We start from the raw sequence: 19,677 nt of genomic DNA on the forward strand, positions 1-19,677 counted from the left end.
AAACCTAGTTTTATGAAAATTATTCTTTCAGGAATTATAATAGTCACCTCTATATACTTGAGTGGTTGTAATAGAGCTCAAGGAAATGACATGGTTTCCAAGGCCGAAGTTCCAGTCACCAATTTTGTAAATCCTTTTATAGGGACTTCAGGGCACGGACATACTTTTCCGGGAGCAACCACTCCTAATGGAATGGTACAGTTAAGCCCGGACACCAGGACCTTGGGCTGGGATGCCTGTGGTGGCTATCACTATACAGATACATCTATTCTCGGTTTCAGCCATACTCATTTAAGTGGCACAGGAATTGGAGATATGGGAGATGTACTTTTTATGCCATTTACCGGAGAAGCGCATATTGAGCCGGGCTCCCCGGAGAATCCGGAAACAGGATATCGCAGCCGGTTTAATCATGATACCGAAAATGCTGTACCCGGTTATTATACGGTGGAACTGGAAGATTATAATATCGAAGTAGAGTTAACGGCATCCAAAAGAGTAGGGTTTCATAAATATAATTACCGCGAGGGCCATGATCCGGGTATAATTATTGATTTGGCCCATACCATCCACGGACATGAGAATACGATTAATGAAATAAAGGTTATAAGTGAAACGGAAATTGTAGGGCATAAGAAAACAAAAGGCTGGGCACAAAACCATGATGTCTTTTTTTATGCAAAGTTCGATCGTCCCGTCACAACCACCCTGTACGTTGATGGGGTTAAATCTGAGGCCAACTCACAGGTCAATGGCCAGAACACCCAGGCTGTAATCCGCTTTGAACAAGAACAGTCTACTCCTTTATTGGTTAAGGTAGGAATATCCTCAGTTGATTATGAAGGTGCAAAGAAAAATTTGATAGAGGAGGTGCCAGATTGGGATTTCCATCGGATTCGAAACAGGGCCCAAAAACAATGGGATGACGTACTGAACAAGATCAAGGTTAAAGGCGGCTCTGCCGATCAGAAGGCTATTTTTTATACCTCACTCTACCATACCTACCTGAGCCCTTATGTTTTTAATGATGTTGATGGAAGGTATCGAGGGATGAACCGGGAAATTCAAAAATCAGCAACCGGTGATATTTATACAGTTTTTTCACTTTGGGATACCTTTAGAGGGTATCACCCTTTGCAAAATATATTGGAACCGGAAAAAAATGCTGCCTTTATTCGGTCTCTCCTCGATAAATATGAAAATGGTGGAATTTTACCCAAATGGGAATTGTCTGGGAATTATACAGGAACTATGATTGGCTACCATGCTGTATCTGTGATCGCAGATGCTTACGCCAAAGGCAATCGTGATTTTGATGCAGAAAAGGCCTTAAATGCCATGGTACACGCTGCTTCTTATGATACCACCTCTATAGCATTTCCTTCTGAAAATGTAAAGAATAAGTTAGTTCCCAAAGCCAAATATTATAATGAAACCCTGGGATTCATACCGGCAGACCTGGAAAATGAGTCAGTATCTAAAGCCTTAGAGTATGCTTTTAACGACTGGTGCATAGCACAGTTGGCCAATGCTCTTGGTAAGGAAGAGATATACCATGAATTTATGAAGCGATCGATGGCTTATAAGCAATATTTTGATAAAGAAACAGGGTTTATGAGAGGTGTAAATAATGACGGTACTTTTAAGGAGCCTTTTGATCCTAAATTTTCCCGGCATCGCAAAGATGATTATGTGGAAGGAAATGCATGGCAATGGACCTGGTTCGTACCCCATGATGTGGAGGGGCTGGTTGAAACTATGGGAGGTAAAGAAAAATTCACCGAGAAACTTGATGAGTTATTTTCCACAGATTCTGAAATAAAAGGAGATGAAAAGTCATCTGATATTACCGGTCTGATCGGGCAGTATGCACATGGCAATGAGCCTAGTCACCATATTAGTCATTTATACAATTTTGTTGGACAGTCGTGGAAAACCCAACAACTCACTGATAGTATACTGAACAGTCTTTACTTCAATGATCCTAACGGATTGTCGGGCAATGAAGATTGTGGTCAGATGTCTGCATGGTACATACTCAATGCCTTGGGTTTCTATTCGTTTAATCCTGGAAGCTCCATGTACTCTATTGGGCGTCCCATTTTTGATGCTGTTGAAATTCAACTCAATAATGGTAAAACCTTTACTATCCTGGCCAATAATAACAGTACTTCTAATAAATATGTACAATCAGTCTATCTGAATGGTGAAAAGTTGGAAACTCCATTCTTTGAGCATACAGATATTCTGGAAGGAGGTACCCTGCAATTTGAAATGGGCCCTGAAAAAAATGTCGAACTTTTTACCTCCAATAGCTATGAAGCACTCTAACCTTGTGCTAACCGGTATGCTTTTATGCAACCTGGTTATCTCACAGAACAAACATCTTGAAAACAGTAAGTTTTCAAGTTATAAAGGGCTGGTAATGGCCGGGTACCAGGGATGGTTCAGAACACCCAAGGATGGGACCGGAAGATGGAATCATTATGGAGCCGACGGGAAATTCGATAAAGACCACAATACTATTGATTTCTGGCCTGAGGTAGCTCAGTATGAAGACACCTATAAAACCGAGTTCACCTTTGACGATGGCTCAAAGGCCAGGGTCTTCAGTTCCCTGGACAAAAGCACCACCCAGTTACATTTTAAATGGATGAAACAATATGGAGTGGATGGGGTGTTCATGCAGCGATTTTTTAATGTAACTAAAAATCATGCTAACCGTGATAACTCCCAGGATGTGATCCTTTCTAATGCACTTAAGGCAGCAGAACAGCATAATCGTGCCTTGTCAGTCATGTACGATCTTTCAGGATTACAACCTGGAGTAGATGATTGTTCCAGTATTATTGAAGACTGGAAAAAATTAGTAGATCATCTCAGAGTAACTCAAAGTGAAAATTACCTTCACCATAATGGCAAACCCCTTGTAGCCATTTGGGGGTTGGGCTTTCCTGACCGTCCTTATGATATCCGGTCTATAGGCATTAATCGTTTAATTGATTTTTTGAAAAATGATCCCGAATATGGGGGATGTTCAGTTTTACTGGGAGTACCCACCTATTTCAGAACCTTAAATAAAGACTGCCTGCCCGACCCTTATTTGCATGATATTATTCGCTCTGCCGATATTGTGCTTCCCTGGATGGTTCAACGCTTTACTCCCTTATTACACCAGGATGAGATCAGATACAGGGATCATGTCATTGAAGACCTTCGGTGGTGTCGTGAAAACAAGGTAGATTATGTTCCCTTAGTTTATCCCGGATTTAGCTGGAAGAATCTGGCAAACAGAAATAAGGGGCTCACCCGTCATTCACGTTATGGTGCTATACCAAGAGAAGGTGGAAAGTTTTATTGGGACCTGATCTACAATGCCATTCTTGCCGGTGGTGAAATGCTTTATGTTGCTATGTTCGATGAGGTGGATGAAGGTACAGCTATTATTCCCATTGAAAATACTCCTCCCGCGGGTGAAGGTGTCAAATTTGTCGGTAATGATGATGTTGCATCAGATCATTACCTGTTCCTAACTGGCCTCGCAGGACAAATGCTTCGCAAGGAAATCCCGCTTTCGGCGGAAATGCCGGTTAACAAAAAGAAATAATACTAAAAGACCCGTTATGCATATTATAAAAGCATTCTTGGTCGTATTGGTTGTGCTTCTTCAATATGGCTGCAACGACTCTGAAACAAGTACGGGCCAACTTTCCAGGCCCAATGTGTTGATCATTCTTGCTGATGATTTGGGTTACGGAGATATTTCTGTTTATGAACAGTCTCCTTACACCACTACAAATATTGATAATATTGGTGCAGAAGGAGTAATAAGCACGGCATTTTATGTTACTACCCCTTATTGTGCACCTTCCAGAGCTTCTATCCTTACCGGAATGTTTCCGCTAAGGCATGGATTGATTAAAAATCCAACTCCCGATGCTCATGCTGGGGTAGATACCATTGGGTTAAATCCTGAGGCTAAAACCATAGCTGAGATCTTAGGTCAATCAGGTTATAAAACAAAGGCTATTGGAAAATGGCACCTTGGCCATAAGCCTCAATTTTTTCCAAACAGGCAGGGTTTTGACGAGTATTATGGTATTCTTTATTCCAATGATATGAGACCGGTTCAAATCATGAGTAATGAAGACACATTGCACTATCCGGTAGATCAAAGAACAATTACCAGGGATTATACAGAAAGGTCAATTGAATTTATTAAGCGAAATAAAGACACTAACTTCTTTTTGTACCTGTCTCATGCCATGCCTCATAAACCCCTTGCTGTTTCAGATTCATTTTACACCCCCGGAGGAAAAAACAACCTTTATGAGGATGTGATAAACGAGTTGGATTGGTCAACAGGGGAGATAATGAAAACACTTAAAAACCTCAATATTCTTGACAACACCGTGGTTATTTTCATGTCAGATAATGGTCCTTGGTACGGAGGAAGTACTGGCGGACTCAAAGGAATGAAAGCAACCAATTGGGAAGGGGGCATACGTGTCCCGTTCCTAATAAGATATCCTAAGGTTCTACCGAAAAATGCAAAAGTTTCAATTCCTCTTTGGGCCCCGGATATTTTACCAACCATATGTGCATTAACCCAGACAAAAGCTCCTGATTTAATGGTGGATGGTCAGGATATAACATCTGTCTTACAAGGCGCTGATACCCTTCACGGCCCTGTTTTCAGTATGCATAATGACAAAATCATTTCTGTAAGAGAAGGTGATTTTAAGTTAATTCTTGAGAACCCTACCGGTTTTATTCCTGAATCGGCCGATGATTGGAAAGATCCGAGGGGCCCTGATGGTTCTACGATCATTGCCCAGAAAGAACAATATTCTCCGGCAGATTACCCCGGTATATTACCGGAACATAGCACGGAAGGAGTGCAATTGTTTAATGTGAGCCGGGACCCTGAAGAAGAAATCAATGAAGCACCTAATATGATTCTTAAGGTTGAGCATCTAAAAGCCCTTACCAAAGCATTTAAAGCCGGCTTTAACTCCGCCGATCCTGATTTGGTTGAACAGGATAAGTAATATAAATGACCGCCTGATTTAGATATGATTTCGAACGTGAAAACCTATCCGCTTGAAGGGAAAACCCAGTCTTATTCCTGGGGTGGAACGCAATTTATTCCCGAATTATTAGGGTTGGAAAAAAATGGAAAACCTTACGCTGAATACTGGTTGGGTACCCATGAAAGGGGGCAGGCAGATATTGTATTACCCAAGGGTAAAACTTCGCTCAGAAATTTTCTGAATACCTTCAAATCAGGTGGCGTTAAGGCAAGTGGATTGAGCTTTCTCTTTAAGGTGCTGGATGTGAAGAATATGTTATCGATACAGGTTCATCCTTCTAAAGAAAGTGCAAAGAAGGAGTATCTTCTTGAAAACCTCCAGGGTATCCCCATTGATCATCCGGAAAGAAATTTTAAAGATCAGAATCACAAACCCGAGATAATGGTAGCCCTTAGTGAGTTCTGGTTGCTTCACGGGTTTTTATCTGAAGAAAAGCTTTTGGGACGGCTAAGGGAAGTGCCTGAATTTCATGAGCTGATACCAGCTCTTCAGTCCGATGGAATCAAAGGGTTGTATAACAAGGTGATGAACCAGGATTTTAAGGAGCGAAAACGAATCCTTAAACCTATTATTGAACGCATTTTACCCCTTTACCGGGAGGGCATATTGTCAAAGACTTCTGCTGACTATTGGGCGGCAAAGGCTTTTATACAGTTTGAAGAAAACGGAGATTTTGATAAAGGGATTTATTCGATTTACTTTTTCAATTTGGTCGAGCTCAAGCCAGGAGAAGGCATTTACCAACCGACAGGAGTCCCTCACGCTTATCTTGAAGGGCAGAATGTTGAATTGATGGCAAATTCAGATAATGTTCTCAGAGGTGGGTTAACCTCGAAGCATATTGATGTCCGGCAGTTGTTAAAACATACCAAATTTCAGGAAATAGAACCTCAAATTATAAGGGGAACGTTAAAGGAAGATGGGATGGAGCGCATATATGCTTGTGATGTCCCTGACTTTCAATTGAGTCAGATTCAAATTCTATCCTCCGAAATTTATTGCACGACCTCCACCTCCAGTGAAATCTTACTTGTCATGGAAGGTGACGTAGCTATGAGAGAGAAAAATGGTGCACTGTTGGTGTTAAGCAAAGGACAATCGGCCTTTGTTGAATGCGGGTGTCATTATTACCTGGAGGCAAGAAATTCCGCCGTTATTTTTAAAGCTGCCAGCGGAAAGACATAACCCTGTTATACGGTTTTTAAACCTAAAAAACGGCGAAGGAAAGGCTCCCGGTTGAATAAGTAAAGAACCAAATTTATTCCTGCTTTGGAGATAGACTGTTAAAATCAGTTCTCCCGGAAGAAGAACCGATGAGATTGTAATCATTACATAGAAAAATGACATTGATTTTTATTTAAATATTTTAATATGAACCCAACCAAACCTAAAGCCATTCCAGTGGTATCCAAAGAAGTACTGATTCCTTTTATTCTTCTTACCAGTTTATTCGCCTTATGGGGCTTTGCAAATGCCGTGACTGACCCAATGGTGCAGGCTTTTAAAAAAGTATTGGAATTATCAAATTCTGAAGCAGCCTGGGTGCAAATGGCTTTCTATGGAGGGTATTTCTGCATGGCGCTTCCCGCAGCAATTTTTATGAGGAGATATTCTTATAAGGTAGGAATCCTTATCGGTTTAGGCTTGTATGCCACAGGTGCCATTTTGTTTTATCCGGCAGCCGTTACTCAACAGTTTTGGTTCTTTTGCCTGGGGCTTTACATTCTCACTTTTGGGCTCGCTTTTCTGGAAACTGCTGCGAATCCCTATGCCTTGGCTATGGGGGCTAAAGAAACTGCCACACAACGTTTAAATCTTGCCCAGGCTTTTAATCCGCTGGGTTTAATTGTGGGGTTATTTGTTGCTCAGCAATTTGTTTTAAAAAAATTACAGTCTGATGATATTACAGATTTCAGCGCCATGGATGAATCTGCAAAAATGATGATTCGAACATCAGATCTATTGGTCATACGAGATCCATATGTGATCCTGGGATTAGTATTAATCGGCATTTTTATGGTATTTCTCTTAAGTAAAATGCCTCAGGCCAGGGATCGTGATGGCATGCCTGGAATTAAAAACACCTTGCTTGTATTAAAAAACAACCGTAAATATGTTCTTGGAGTTATCTCGCAAATTTGTCATGTGGGATGCCTGATCATGTGTTGGACCTACATTTACCAATATGCTGAGGCCATTGGGATGGATAGTGTAACAGCAGGGTATTACCAAATGGGAGCATTTGTCTTATTTACTCTTGGCCGGGCAGTTGGCACCTACCTTTTAAGGTATATCCATTCTGGAAAATTGCTGCAAATTTTCGCAGTTTTTGGTATGATCAGCTTATTGGGTGCAATTTTAATTCACGGGTCGTTAGGGTTGTATTGCCTTGTAGCTGTTTCATTCTGGATGTCACCCATGTTTCCTACGATTTATGGAATTGCTCTGGGAGATCTTACAGAAGAGCAATCTAAAGTGGGCTCTGCAGGGCTGATCATGTCTATTGTTGGTGGAGCTTTACTGCCCAAACTACAGGCTGTATTTATTGATATAGGAGGAACTGCGGTAGATGATACAAGAATTCTGGGCGTTCCGGAAATCAATTTTTCATTTTTACTGCCTCTACTGTGCTTTCTTTACATTTTCTGGTATGGTATGGATGTGCTTTTTAGAGATAAGCAGGGTTCGGCAAATAGTGTATTTCCTTAAATATTAAAAAAGACCTATCTAATGAATAAAATTAAATATACAATTTATGCGCTTTTTTTCTGCTTTTCTTGTGCTAAATCGCCAGAAGATCAGACGCCATGGGTAAACCTGTTTGAGGGTACTTTGGAGGGCTGGAACCAGAAGGGGGGGAACGCCTCCTACTCGGTTAGGGAAGGCGCCATAGTCGGGACTACAGTTCATGACACCCCTAATTCTTTTCTAACCACCAATAAGATGTATGATGATTTTATCCTGGAATTAGAATACAAAGTAGATTCGTCTATGAACTCGGGGATACAGATAAGAAGCAACAGTATTCCACATTACAAAAATGGAAGGGTTCACGGATACCAGATAGAAATCGATCCTTCAGAACGAGCCTGGAGTGGAGGCATTTATGATGAGGGAAGAAGAGGTTGGCTTTATACTCTTAAAGAAGACCTGAGGGCGCAAAAGGCTTTTATACAAAATGATTGGAACCATTACCGGATTGAAGCCTATGGCGATACTTTGAAAACCTGGGTGAACGGGATTCCTGTCGCCCATTTGATCGACGATAAGACCAGAAAGGGTTTTATAGGCCTCCAGGTACACAGCATAGGGAAGGAGCAGGAGGAAGGAACTGAGATCGTATGGCGTAACATTAAGATACTGACAGACAGTTTGGAGAAATATTCGAAAGATATGCCTCTGCCTCCCTTGATCACAGCGAATCATATAATGCATGATGAATCAAAGAATGGCTGGCAATTGTTGTGGGATGGAAAAACTACGGAAGGATGGCGCGGAGCGCGCTCTGAAAAATTTCCGGAAAAAGGATGGATTATAGAAGACGGTGCCTTGGTAGTTTTGGCTTCAGATGGAGCTGAATCTGCAGCAGGTGGAGATATTGTGACTACCGGTGTATACGGAAATTTTGAGCTAATGGTAGATTTTAAAATAACCGAAGGAGCCAATAGCGGAATTAAATACTATGTAAATACAGATCTGAACAAAGGCCCGGGATCGTCTATAGGACTCGAATATCAGATACTTGATGATGCCCTTCATCCGGATGCAACATTGGGGAATCATGAAGGAAGCAGAACCCTTGCTTCCCTCTATGACCTTATCCCGGCTGATACGGCCAAATTGGTCAATCCTGTTGGTCAATGGAATACAGCCCACATTGTTTCAAAAGATAACCATGTAGAACATTGGCTTAATGGGATGAAGGTGTTGGAATATGAAAGAGGCAGTGCTACCTTCAGAAAATTGGTTTCGGAAAGCAAATACAATATATGGCCAGGCTTCGGTGAGATCCCTGCGGGCCCTGTATTATTACAGGATCATGGTAACCGGGTAAGTTTCAAAAATATCAAAATCAAATCCCTTGATAAAGAGCTCAACGATGATTAACAGACGCAATTTTATAAAAAAAACTACAACAAGTGCTGCCGCAGTCTCATTGGGAGGCCTGGTATTTCCTTCCTGTTCTACCTTGTCAATTCTGGGAGCAAATGACTTTATAAATTGTGCGGTCATAGGCGTAAGAAGTCGTGCCAAGGCCCATGTGCTGGCCATTCACCAGGATCCTAAAGCCAGGGTCTTATACAGCTGTGATGTTGATGATGACATCCTGGAAAAACACAATTCCTGGTGTCTGGAAAAAATTGGTTATGTGCCTAAGGTAGAGAAGGACTTTAGAAAAGTGTTAGAAGACAAAGATGTGGATGCGGTTTTTATTGCAACCCCCGAGCACTGGCATGCGCCTATGGCCATTATGGCTATGCAGGCAGGGAAGCACGTTTATGTAGAAAAGCCCTGCAGCCATAATCCCCATGAGAATGACCTTTTGGTAAATGCTTGTAACCGGTATGGCAAAAAAGTGCAAATGGGCAACCAGCAGCGGTCTGCAAAAACCTCTATGATGGCCATTAAAGATATTAGAAACGGGGTTATTGGAAGGGTGTTTAAAGGAGAGGGCTATTATTCCAACAACCGCGGGTCAATAGGCAAAGGTAAGTTTATTGATGTACCTGTATCACTGGATTGGGACTTGTGGCAGGGTCCGGCACCGAGAGAAAAGTACCGCGACAATATTCATCCTTACAACTGGCACTGGTTCAGAAGCTGGGGAACAGGCGAAATACACAATAACGGGACCCATGAAATTGATATTTGCCGCTGGGCCCTGGGGGTCGATCTCCCTGAAACTGTAACTTCATACGGAGGAAAATTCACCTATGATGATGACTGGGAATTCCCGGATAATCAACAGGTCACCTATGGCTTCTCAGATGGGAGATATATTACATGGACCTCTCATAGTCGTGGTTTAATGAAACCGGAAAGACCCGGTCGGGGAGTCACGATTTATGGCAGTAAGGGGGTTATTGAATTAAGCAGGAATTTCTACAAATTGTATGATCTTGACGGCAATATGCTCAAAGCAGAAATGGAAGAAAATGATAGTGAAACTGTCAATACACAAGGCATTGGAGGTCTTGATGTTGATCATATTGCAAATTTTTTCAATGGGATAAGGAGGGATGCTTCCTTAAATTCAGATATCAGGGATGCCAGTATTTCCACGATGATCTGTCATTTGGGTAATATGGCTCAGGATGCCGGACACACCTTAGAAATAGATACCCAAACCGGGAGCGTATTAAATAGTGAAAAAGCTATGCAAAGCTGGAAGAGGGAATACCAGCCCGGATGGGAACCAATACTTTAAAAGAACTATGGAAAGACGCGAGTTTATTGTGAAAGGACTGGTGAGTACCACAGCTTTGTGCAGTGCTCCGGCCATTCTGGGATTTGGTATTCATAACACCCTGGAAACAGTGAATGTCGGGGTGATAGGTACCGGTGATCGTGGGGGAGGTCTCATTCCGTTTTTGAATGAAATACCGAATGTGAGGGTGGTGGCATGCTGTGATATTATACCCTTCAGGCTTAAAGCGGCCCTGGCAAAGGTTGACGGCAAAGCAAAAGGATATACGGATTATCGAAAATTGTTGGATGATAAGGATATCGATGCGGTTTTGGTAGCCACTCCTTTTAGCACCCATTCACAAATAATTTCTGACGCTCTTAAAGCGGGGAAACACGTATATGGAGAAAAGACAATGGCAAAAGGATACGAGGGTATCGGGCAGCTTGTAGATGTAGCAACATCTTCTGATAAAGTATTCCAGGTAGGCCACCAGTACCATAGTTCAAGGCTCTATAATCATATTGTAACTAAGATTCACGAAGGAGCCATTGGCAAGATCACTGCCATTGAGTGCCAGTGGAATCGAAACGGTAATTGGAGGCGACCGGTGCCCGACCTTAAATGGGAACGTATGATCAATTGGCGAATGTATAGGGAATATTCCGGAGGACTTTTAGCTGAACTGTGTTCACATCAGCTTGATTTTGCGAATTGGGTCCTGGGTGGCATGCCGGAAAAGGTAATGGGGACAGGAGGTATCGATTACTGGAAAGATGGAAGGGAAACCTTTGATAATGTCCATATGATTTATGATTATCCCGATGGAGTCAGGGCAACATTCACCTGCCTGACCAGTAACGCCATGGGCGATTACGGTATTAAGATCATGGGAGATAAGGGAGCCTTTATTTTAGATTATACCAACGCATGGTTTTACCCGGAAATAAGTATTGAAAAGGAGTATGGAGATGTCGATGGTGTCTCGGGCGCCACTATTAATTGGGAACAAGGCAAGGGTATTCCGGTTAGTTTTGATCATCAGGATCCCAGCAAGCAAGCCTTGATAGATTTCAGAGATAGTATTAAAAACAATACGATGCCATTATCAAATGCTAAAACAGGAGCCATGGCCTCTATTTGTGTACAAATGGGGCTGGAAGCCTTGCTTGAACAGCGAATTGTTAAGCGGCAAAATTTTAAAATATGACGTGATTCTTAAGGTGATTCCAATATATGTCGTTAAATCACGAATTACTTTCCGATACAAAAAGTAATTACCACTGAAAATCAATATATTAGCATTGTTGAGGTACAAATAAGGTACAAAACAGATAAAATTGAACTTAATTACTAATCTTAAATATTCCAATTAATTCAAATGAATCAAAAGAGTAACCAACCCCAGTTTAATCCCGAAATCAGCTTAACCGATTACATCAACCAATCTTTACAAAACCAAATAAACAGGAAGAAATGTATCATAGAACAAATGGTTTCTAATCCAATATCAACCCCATAAATCAACAATTGAGATCATATTAAGCAGGGCTGAGGTGTTATCACTTATCAGCCCTTTTTTGTTTTAAGCTCCCCCTTAAAAGTAGCGTGTAGTAAAATTCTGAGGTAGGTGCGATGTTCTACACTTCTGATTCTCATGATTTAACCCCATACCCCTTTATTTTATTGTAGGAATTATTTTGCTTCAATGATTTTTTAATCTAAATTCACCTTGACTTTATTTGATAAACCTTCCCCCAAGCCTTTTTATTAAATACTAATCATTATGGCTACATTTCTCGGTTTCCTTATTTTATTGCCCATTTTGGGTTTATTCGTTGGACTAATAAAACCTTCTTGGGTAATCCCTTTTGTTAAGAAACCCACTAGATTAAAGGTGGTATTATTCTCTTTCCTATCCTATTTAGTGATATTCTCTATTTCAATAGCCTTTCACGATGAAGAGGAAATGGCAAAGGATTACTTAGACGATTCTAAAAACATGATTGCGGAAGGGAATTATAAAGAAGCTATTTCAAAACTCAACAACATAGATGAAGAAAGTCTTCATTATTCAGAAGCTAGTGAGTTGATAAAAGAGGCAGATAGTTTAAATAGTATATCTGAGTTGAATAACCAAAAAGATCAACTTGAAAAAGAAATTGAATCTCTTAGTGATGGCTTTGATTTTTCCCCTTATAAAGGAACAATAGAAGCTCTTCAAATTGAAATTGCAATGTTTGGCGCCTGGGGTGATATGATAAATGAGGGGGAGGATTCTGAAAACCCGGAAATACAAGAACTTGCCAAAACTCTTAAATCAAAAGTAGTTAAAATTCAATCTCGTGAGTTCCCAAGATTAAGAAAGGAATACACTGAGATTGCTTCAAATAAGATGTGGGAAAATGATATAGAAGTGTTCTCAAATGGATCTAAAAGTAAATACATAAACTTTACAGGGGGTGTTTTTGCTGCCAACAGGAATAAAAAGGAGATTCAGGAACAAATTCATGAGGCTTTAAAAATGTTTCGCTTTAATCAATCTCGTTATAGATGGTATGAAGGAGAAGATGAATATACCTACTATACTATTTATGAGGGGAAAGATACTGATCTTGTAAAGCTCTAAACAAAATCAAAAAAGGGGATGGTGTTAAAGCCTTCCCCTTAATTCTTGTAGTCTATTTAGGTAAGGAGAAAACAGCCTTTCTCCATTGTGAGATTTAACTATTTTCAAATGAGTATTAATAAAGTTCTCACAATCTTGAATAGTGCTATAAGCATTTAGTTTTATTGGATGCTGAGGTAGGTCAATTTTAGAATAGAAGCTCTCTAATTCATTGATCGTATTACTCCAATCTTCATTTAAGATGTGATTATACCTCTCCAAAGGTTCTTCATCTATCATATCCAATAAAGCTTCGTCTATCTCATCTGAAATTAAGGGTTGAGGTTCTGGGAGCTTAGCTTCTTCTTGCTTTCTGAATAATCGCCAATCCTGTTTTATTAGATAGTCGGCTAAGTCGTTACCCTCTTCCCGGTCTTGTTCACTGGCCAAACGTTCTAACAAGTCGGAAGTATAAAAACGGGATCCGGGAATTTGCTTCTCTAATACCTCAGCCTTATCACTCCACATCCTAAAGGCTTTCCCTTCTTCGGAGAGATCCGGAAATAAATAAACCTCTCTATTTTCTAATACCTTGCATTTCCTTAAATTCAGACTACTGAGATTAAAAACAGCTAACCATATGAGATCCTGATCACTCTCAGGGAAACCAAAATATAAAGCTCCATAAATAGCCGTTTTGGGAGCTTCTACCAATGCAACGGGATTATGAGGATATCTACTTAATAAATGCTCTCCAAATAGGCAGGAAACCTTTGTTTCGTTCTTATTATAAGCTTTTAACCATTCCGGGAGAGGTTTGTTTTTATAGGTGTGGAAAGTTAACCGGGAATGAATCCAGGCAGTATGGTATTTTATTCTCTTGTTGGTGTGGTTCTGCTTATCAAATATTTTTTCCTGTATGGCTCTAATCTTGTTCTTCTCATCTATAAAGGGGAAGGTAGCCGCTCCCGTTTCTGCTACTCCTCCCAAATAATACAGTGAAATTACCTTTTCTATATCCTCAACCTCAAAAGGAAAGGAAACGTTTTGCAACAGGTTTTGAATAAAAATGGAGCTCCCTATTTCTTTTAAGGTGCTCTCCAATACCTCAACAGGTATATAAGCTATTACAGGCCTCTCTATTGGCTTTTTAACCATTACGGGAGGGGAAGGAGTGAAGTTTACATTATCCCCCTGCTCTTGCTTCCATATCGCTTTTGCGTATCCATCCTGGTAAGGGTTGGAGTGATAACCGCAACTTGCCTCACGATCACAACGGCCATAAATCTCCGGTAAGTACTCCTTTGTTTCAAGGTCTATATATCTTACTAACCTCCTTTTATTACAGGCCGGGCAATTATACTTTTTACTACCTTGTTCTAATTGATAACGATAATCTGAAATCATGGTGTTTTTATTTTTTCCGTAAACCCTGTGCACTTGTGGCACTTTTGACACTATCCACTATTTACAAGGGTTGAGAGGGTGTTTTAAGTGGCATTTTGTTTGGCACTTTTGGCATTTTGCCTTAAAAAGTTGGTTGGTTTGTTAGGGATAAAGGTGATTTATAGCAACTTTTCGTATTTGCCGTGGCTCACCCGTACAAAGAGCTCCTTATTTTTCAATAGCCTTTTAAACGATCTCTCCGGGATCTTATAGCAATCTGCAACCTCAACCCCCTGAGCGGTATCAAAAATAGAGGGGAGAGCCTCGTAAAGTGCTGCTTTAGTCCGGTCTAAATTACTTACTGGATCTTCATTGGAGATCACCTTATAAGCCTTTATTGCAGTATTACGGAAGTACTCCACTAACTTCAAGGCCTTCTCTACTGTTTCAAGGCTTATTGTTTGGTTACTCCCTTGCTTACAGGAATAATGCAATAACTCGAGGCACAAGCTCAAACGGATAGCGTAAACCTCCAATTTCGAGTATATCCCCTGGAGTGCTTCGCTCTCTTCCTCGTTGATTAAATCAGTGTTTCGCTCTTGCCAATCCATCACCCTTTGCTTTGCCTCTTTTGAGAACCTCAGCACGCTGGGGGCAGGTGCTCCGCTCTCGTCAATACTTACATGAGATTGTAACAAGGTGTTTAATATCCTACTCCATACCTCCGGAACCTCAGCTTTTAAATCCTTATCGCTCCAACTCTCTTTTTTAATTTGGTCAGGGATAGCAAATAAGATTCGATCTAAAAAGCCGTTTCGGGTTCTGTTCTCGGCAAGGTCGTTTAATACTCCCGGTTGGATCGTTCCGGCTACGGATATAAAGGGGGAGGCTATGTAAACCGGATCAACTGTTTTGCGGTTAATTCGGATAGGTTTGCAACTCCAGGAGGTTAGCCAAAACTGCTCCTCGCTCCCTTTGTTGTAACGATTGAAGTTATTAAACCAACTTGCCAACTCATCAGCGTAAACCCCTAACCCCTTATTATTGAATCGGTGTATATCGGTTAAAGCCTCCGGGGTGAAGTCCGTAACTAAATGCTGCTCCCAAATTGGCTTAATAGGTTCTTCTAACTCTTGCTCTTTGAGTTCTTTTTTGCTGAGGTTTTGGAGAGCATCAAATTCCGCTTTTTGCCTCTCGTAGTCCTTATGGCTTTGCCTGTCCTTCTCCTCAATAGGTTTGAGGGCAAAGGTGAAAGGGTGGCTCTTATTCGTTCCTGGAGCTCCAACAATCGCCATATATAAAACCGCCTTTTCTTCCCACCCTTCTTTGAAAATAGCTTTGTAGCTATTCCCGATACTTACAGAGGTAGCAAAAAGGAGGGAGGCTCCTATAAAGTCAATAGGAAAGTTAAGGCTTTGGTTTGTCTCGTTAATGATCCGCTGCACATGATCGGGGAAGGCTTCCACCGGGAAGGAGTTCTCCTTTCTCAGGTCTTTTAAGTGGTTTTTAAATGTTTCAGGTTGGGTTAAAGGCTCGTATGTTGGGTTTAATTTCTTGATGCTACTCATTTTAGAGGGTTTTAAAGGGTTCAACTTGGTGGGCTTGGTCAATTAACTTTTTAGCCTCTCTTATCATGGCTTTCTTATTTCCCCAAATACCATCCGGGAATGTTCCTATTAACCTTCGATTTTGGTAGTAAATCTCGAATACATGATGCCCCCCGATTAACGCACTTATTACCTCTAATTTTGTATATTTACCCTGCTCTTGACGCTCCGGGTTGTTCATTTGGCTTCTCTCCATTGTTCAACCCTTTTTTTTGTTAATGAAATAGCTCTCAGCATCCTTTTCAATCTCTGAGAAGGATTTACTTCGGCTTCCTTTTAGATGTGCAATGAGATCCGCTTTAGAGAAGTACAAACGCTTTCCGTTCTTCATTACGGGAAGCTCTCCCCGGCTTACTTTACTATAAATTGTAGGTAGTTGAAGGTTTAGGAATTTGGCCGCCTCCTCAGCCGTTAAAATCTGATCGGAAGGCTCAGAAGTTGAGGTTATCCCTTCCAGGTCTTTCAAGATGTTTTTCGATACCCTTTCCGCTATGCTATTTATTAGCTGCTCCGGATCGATCGGGCTTAATACTACGTTATGCATAATATTTAGATTTATTATTATGCATGCAAGTAACTTAGGGCATATAGGGGGCACTAACGGGGCGCACCCTTTATATGCCCTTTTATTTTACTCTAATAGGCCTTTGCTTTTTAAATAGCTCTCTACCTCATCCTTATTTATAGCAATATCTAACACCAACTCTCTCCAGTCAACGGGTTTTAGTCTGTTAGTTCCGCATACTTTATTTATTGAATCAAAGGAATTTAAATCAATATTATTGAGCTTCCTTGACACAGCCTTATAAAAGGTGTTTCCGGTTGTTTGATAGGTTTTGCTTCCAATGTATTCTAATTCTTTTTTACCGTTCCAAATAATCTCTTTACCTGTTACTATACAATCAAAAATATAAGCAAGCCCATAAAACTTAGATTCATACTTCGTTTTTTTAGATTGAGGTTCTGCGGTTAACACTTTTAACTTCCCTTGTGTTTCTGCCTGTACGATTGAAAATATAAGCTCCAATCGATTCGCAGAATCATGCTGATTAATTACTTCAATATCACTTTGAAACCCTGTAAACCCATTATGTTTGGCCAGGTTATTAAGCCTTCCATTTTCTCTCTCAATATAGTCTACACCATATTTCTCTTTTAAGTATTCAGAGAGGTCTATTTCCTTTTCAGGGTAAACGTTGATACTTTGGCCTGTTAGCTCCTGGTATCTGTCAGCAATTGCCGGAAAACCAAATTTAGGGCTATTCATAGACCAATGAATAAAGGTTTTCTCCTTGTTGCTTTGAATAAGGTTATGAAATAACTCAATAATCTCAGCTTCCTTAAATTTTTGGAAGTGGTGAAAAAAATAACGCTTCCCGGGATCATGGTAAATTGCTCCAATCCAAAAAATATTATGTTCGGGGCTTCCAAACGCACTACAACCATAATGAATAATCACACATTCTTTGAGTTGAGGTAAATTCATTTTTTAAGGAGTTTAAAAGTCGAGTTTAATTCTATTTGCTGCTTCACGTTTGGCCTCGTCTACGATTTTTGCGTAAACCTGAGTTGTTTTAAGGTCTTTATGGCCTAACATCTTTGAAACTGTATAAATATCCGATCCGTTAGAAAGTTGGAGGGTTGCAAATGTATGCCGGAAACAATGGAAGGTTATTTCTTTAGTAATTCCGGCTGCTCCGATCCATTGGTGAAGATGTTTATTTTGATAGGCTGAGTATTCTAATCCTTCAAATACTTTTGATTCCTGCGGCATATCTCCGGGATGATCTGTTCCCTCAGTTAGTTGGTAGGCTTGATCCGATATAGGATGAACCTCAACCCCTTTTGTTTTCTTTTGATTGAAATTCAAAAAATACCCGTTCCCTTTAATATACTCCAATTCGCTCCAAGTCATTTTCTGTATATCAGAGAACCTCAACCCTGTAAGAGCTGAGAACAAAGCTACACGCTTTAATAGGGGGTTATTGCAAGGAGTTTTATATAATTTATTTAGCTCTTCAAGGGTTAAGTGCTCCCTTCGTGTTTCCGCTTGCTTAATGGGCTTGATTTTTGAGTTGAGGTCTGTTTGCAATAGACCTTCTTTATAAGCCTCTCTTAAAGCTGCTTTTATCTTATTGAAATAAGAAGCAGCAGAGTTATTGGAAAGAGTGGTTTTTTCACTCCTTTTACTTCTTACTGTTAAAAGGTATTCTTTAAATTCCTCTAGATACTTCTCGTTTAGGTCGGCAAATTTAACGCTTCCCCCTGTGAAGTCCTTCAAGTAATTAAAGGCGGCTCCCCAATTATCTTTGGTAGCGTTTTTACGCTTATCTTTCAAGGCTTCGAAGTACTCCACAAAACACCGACTGCCTAACTCCTTCTTTTTTAACTGCTCCTTCTCATATTCGCTATAAATCTCAGGCTTATTCAACCTATTCTCCCATTTTTGTCGGATGCTCTCCGCTAAATACAATGTTTCTTTATTGTGGGTTTTGTCTATTGGGGTTTTCGGCTTCTCATAGATGTAAAGCTTTAAAAACTCCCTACGGGTTGGCTTTCCGGTTTTCTGATTTATAATAGGAGGGTAAATGTCAAGATAAAGACTTCGCCTTCCCTTACTAATTGGCCTATCATACAAACTTACTTTAATTGCCATAGGTTAATTGATTTATTGTAGTACTCAAAAGTGGTTAGTGATCTTCAAACTGTTACTCAAACGCATAAAAAGGGCAGAAACAAGAGGCAAAGTGCCAAAAGTGCCAAACAAAATGCCACTCAAAACATACCGCAACCCTTTGTTATTGTAGGAAAGTGCCAAAAGTGCCACAAGTGCACAAGGTTTATAAAGCAAAATATTTTTCATTCAAACAAATCCTCAATATCTGATCTTCTTATCCTGGTTAATCGTTCACCTAAATTAATAGCCTTAATATTCCCCTTAGCAATTTGAGAGTAAACTGATCTAACAGAGCATTGTAACAAACTGGCCACTTCCTTCACGTTTAAAATATCCTTATCCTTTATTGATGCATTAGATCCGGATTTAACTCTCTCCGTTTCCATATTGGATAAAAGGATCTTCTTCTCCCTTTCTTTTTTCTTATATGCTCTTTGGTTACATCTATGAGAACAATACCGGGTTACTGTGGTCTTAGCTTTAAACTCCTCCCCACAATATTCGCATATTCTTGTTACCTCAATTTTAGTAGCCATAAGCGTTTATAAGATTCAATAAGTGTAATTAAGTGCATTTAAGCGCAAAAAATAAAAGGCTAACTGCCTCTAAATCTTGTACCTCGAGTACTAAGGTACAAATAAGGTACAAATATGCGCAAAATAAATACATATTATCGCAAATAATCTATATATTGCACCAAACAACAAACCCCTGTAAATAGGGGCTTAAGGTAGTTTTATAATATGTTTTTGGTTGGTTTAATAATATGAAGTTACTTTCCGATACAAAAAGTAATTACCACTGAAAATCAATATATTAGCATTGTTGAGGTACAAATAAGGTACAAAACAGATAAAATTGAACTTAATTACTAATCTTAAATATTCCAATTAATTCAA

At 40.1% G+C, this 19,677-nt stretch carries 16 protein-coding genes; 9 read left to right on the forward strand and 7 right to left on the reverse strand.

Features of this window, described 5'->3' with window-relative positions; translation table 11 throughout:
• Positions 1–12 precede the first annotated feature (12 nt).
• The 9 genes from E7Z59_RS13635 to E7Z59_RS13675 all read left to right on the forward strand — a co-directional run bounded on the left by E7Z59_RS13635 (position 13) and on the right by E7Z59_RS13675 (position 13,129).
• Complete coding sequence (locus E7Z59_RS13635) at positions 13–2,331, forward strand: GH92 family glycosyl hydrolase (protein ID WP_136336885.1); 2,319 nt, start codon at positions 13–15, stop codon at positions 2,329–2,331.
• Positions 2,318–3,607, forward strand: coding sequence for a glycoside hydrolase family 71/99-like protein (locus tag E7Z59_RS13640; protein WP_136336886.1), 1,290 nt, complete (start codon positions 2,318–2,320; stop codon positions 3,605–3,607). Before E7Z59_RS13635 ends, E7Z59_RS13640 begins: the two co-directional genes overlap by 14 nt.
• A gap of 16 nt (positions 3,608–3,623) precedes the next feature.
• Entirely contained in the window at positions 3,624–5,051 is a 1,428-nt protein-coding gene (locus tag E7Z59_RS13645; protein ID WP_136336887.1) for a sulfatase-like hydrolase/transferase, read from the forward strand.
• Between the two features lie 36 nt (positions 5,052–5,087).
• Positions 5,088–6,278: a mannose-6-phosphate isomerase, class I gene (gene manA, locus E7Z59_RS13650; RefSeq protein ID WP_168731309.1), complete on the forward strand. Its 1,191-nt coding sequence runs from the start codon at positions 5,088–5,090 to the stop codon at positions 6,276–6,278.
• A gap of 186 nt (positions 6,279–6,464) precedes the next feature.
• Positions 6,465–7,802: an L-fucose:H+ symporter permease gene (gene fucP / locus E7Z59_RS13655; RefSeq protein ID WP_136336889.1), complete on the forward strand. Its 1,338-nt coding sequence runs from the start codon at positions 6,465–6,467 to the stop codon at positions 7,800–7,802.
• Between the two features lie 21 nt (positions 7,803–7,823).
• Complete coding sequence (locus E7Z59_RS13660; RefSeq protein WP_136336890.1) at positions 7,824–9,200, forward strand: 3-keto-disaccharide hydrolase; 1,377 nt, start codon at positions 7,824–7,826, stop codon at positions 9,198–9,200.
• Entirely contained in the window at positions 9,193–10,521 is a 1,329-nt protein-coding gene (locus tag E7Z59_RS13665; RefSeq protein WP_136336891.1) for a Gfo/Idh/MocA family protein, read from the forward strand. The genes E7Z59_RS13660 and E7Z59_RS13665 overlap by 8 nt, the downstream gene beginning before the upstream one ends.
• A gap of 7 nt (positions 10,522–10,528) precedes the next feature.
• Entirely contained in the window at positions 10,529–11,710 is a 1,182-nt protein-coding gene (locus tag E7Z59_RS13670) for a Gfo/Idh/MocA family protein (protein WP_136336892.1), read from the forward strand.
• A gap of 576 nt (positions 11,711–12,286) precedes the next feature.
• Complete coding sequence (locus tag E7Z59_RS13675) at positions 12,287–13,129, forward strand: hypothetical protein (protein WP_136336893.1); 843 nt, start codon at positions 12,287–12,289, stop codon at positions 13,127–13,129.
• Between the two features lie 24 nt (positions 13,130–13,153).
• Here E7Z59_RS13675 and E7Z59_RS13680 read toward each other — a convergent pair whose 3' ends face one another.
• From E7Z59_RS13680 to E7Z59_RS13710, 7 genes are all read right to left on the reverse strand, one after another.
• Positions 13,154–14,566 (reverse strand): DUF6965 family protein, encoded by a 1,413-nt coding sequence (locus E7Z59_RS13680; RefSeq protein WP_199287199.1) that lies wholly within the window; start codon positions 14,564–14,566, stop codon positions 13,154–13,156.
• A gap of 107 nt (positions 14,567–14,673) precedes the next feature.
• Complete coding sequence (locus tag E7Z59_RS13685) at positions 14,674–16,062, reverse strand: DUF3987 domain-containing protein (RefSeq protein WP_136336894.1); 1,389 nt, start codon at positions 16,060–16,062, stop codon at positions 14,674–14,676.
• A 1-nt stretch (position 16,063) separates the two neighbouring features.
• The gene (locus E7Z59_RS13690; RefSeq protein WP_136336895.1) at positions 16,064–16,297 is read right to left on the reverse strand and encodes a hypothetical protein; all 234 of its coding nucleotides are present in this window, start codon (positions 16,295–16,297) and stop codon (positions 16,064–16,066) included.
• A gap of 3 nt (positions 16,298–16,300) precedes the next feature.
• Positions 16,301–16,645 (reverse strand): helix-turn-helix domain-containing protein, encoded by a 345-nt coding sequence (locus tag E7Z59_RS13695; protein ID WP_136336896.1) that lies wholly within the window; start codon positions 16,643–16,645, stop codon positions 16,301–16,303.
• Positions 16,646–16,732: 87 nt separating this feature from the next.
• A complete protein-coding gene (locus E7Z59_RS13700; protein ID WP_136336897.1) occupies positions 16,733–17,587 on the reverse strand; it encodes a hypothetical protein in 855 nt (284 codons plus the stop codon).
• Between the two features lie 12 nt (positions 17,588–17,599).
• A complete protein-coding gene (locus E7Z59_RS13705) occupies positions 17,600–18,757 on the reverse strand; it encodes a tyrosine-type recombinase/integrase (protein ID WP_136336898.1) in 1,158 nt (385 codons plus the stop codon).
• 203 nt (positions 18,758–18,960) lie between these two features.
• A complete protein-coding gene (locus tag E7Z59_RS13710; protein ID WP_136336899.1) occupies positions 18,961–19,314 on the reverse strand; it encodes a helix-turn-helix transcriptional regulator in 354 nt (117 codons plus the stop codon).
• Positions 19,315–19,677: the final 363 nt, after the last annotated feature.

It is taken from the genome of Robertkochia marina (assembly GCF_004799345.1).
GTDB lineage: Bacteria > Bacteroidota > Bacteroidia > Flavobacteriales > Flavobacteriaceae > Robertkochia > Robertkochia marina.

Coding starts and splice junctions, on each gene's coding strand:
- E7Z59_RS13705 (WP_136336898.1), bottom strand. CDS start 18,757: ATGGCAATTAAAGTAAGTTTGTATGATAGGCCAATTAGTAAGGGAAGG.
- E7Z59_RS13660 (WP_136336890.1), top strand. CDS start 7,824: ATGAATAAAATTAAATATACAATTTATGCGCTTTTTTTCTGCTTTTCT.
- fucP (WP_136336889.1), top strand. CDS start 6,465: ATGAACCCAACCAAACCTAAAGCCATTCCAGTGGTATCCAAAGAAGTA.
- E7Z59_RS13670 (WP_136336892.1), top strand. CDS start 10,529: ATGGAAAGACGCGAGTTTATTGTGAAAGGACTGGTGAGTACCACAGCT.
- E7Z59_RS13685 (WP_136336894.1), bottom strand. CDS start 16,062: ATGAGTAGCATCAAGAAATTAAACCCAACATACGAGCCTTTAACCCAA.
- E7Z59_RS13635 (WP_136336885.1), top strand. CDS start 13: ATGAAAATTATTCTTTCAGGAATTATAATAGTCACCTCTATATACTTG.
- E7Z59_RS13640 (WP_136336886.1), top strand. CDS start 2,318: ATGAAGCACTCTAACCTTGTGCTAACCGGTATGCTTTTATGCAACCTG.
- E7Z59_RS13645 (WP_136336887.1), top strand. CDS start 3,624: ATGCATATTATAAAAGCATTCTTGGTCGTATTGGTTGTGCTTCTTCAA.
- E7Z59_RS13695 (WP_136336896.1), bottom strand. CDS start 16,645: ATGCATAACGTAGTATTAAGCCCGATCGATCCGGAGCAGCTAATAAAT.
- E7Z59_RS13710 (WP_136336899.1), bottom strand. CDS start 19,314: ATGGCTACTAAAATTGAGGTAACAAGAATATGCGAATATTGTGGGGAG.
- E7Z59_RS13700 (WP_136336897.1), bottom strand. CDS start 17,587: ATGAATTTACCTCAACTCAAAGAATGTGTGATTATTCATTATGGTTGT.
- E7Z59_RS13665 (WP_136336891.1), top strand. CDS start 9,193: ATGATTAACAGACGCAATTTTATAAAAAAAACTACAACAAGTGCTGCC.
- E7Z59_RS13675 (WP_136336893.1), top strand. CDS start 12,287: ATGGCTACATTTCTCGGTTTCCTTATTTTATTGCCCATTTTGGGTTTA.
- E7Z59_RS13690 (WP_136336895.1), bottom strand. CDS start 16,297: ATGGAGAGAAGCCAAATGAACAACCCGGAGCGTCAAGAGCAGGGTAAA.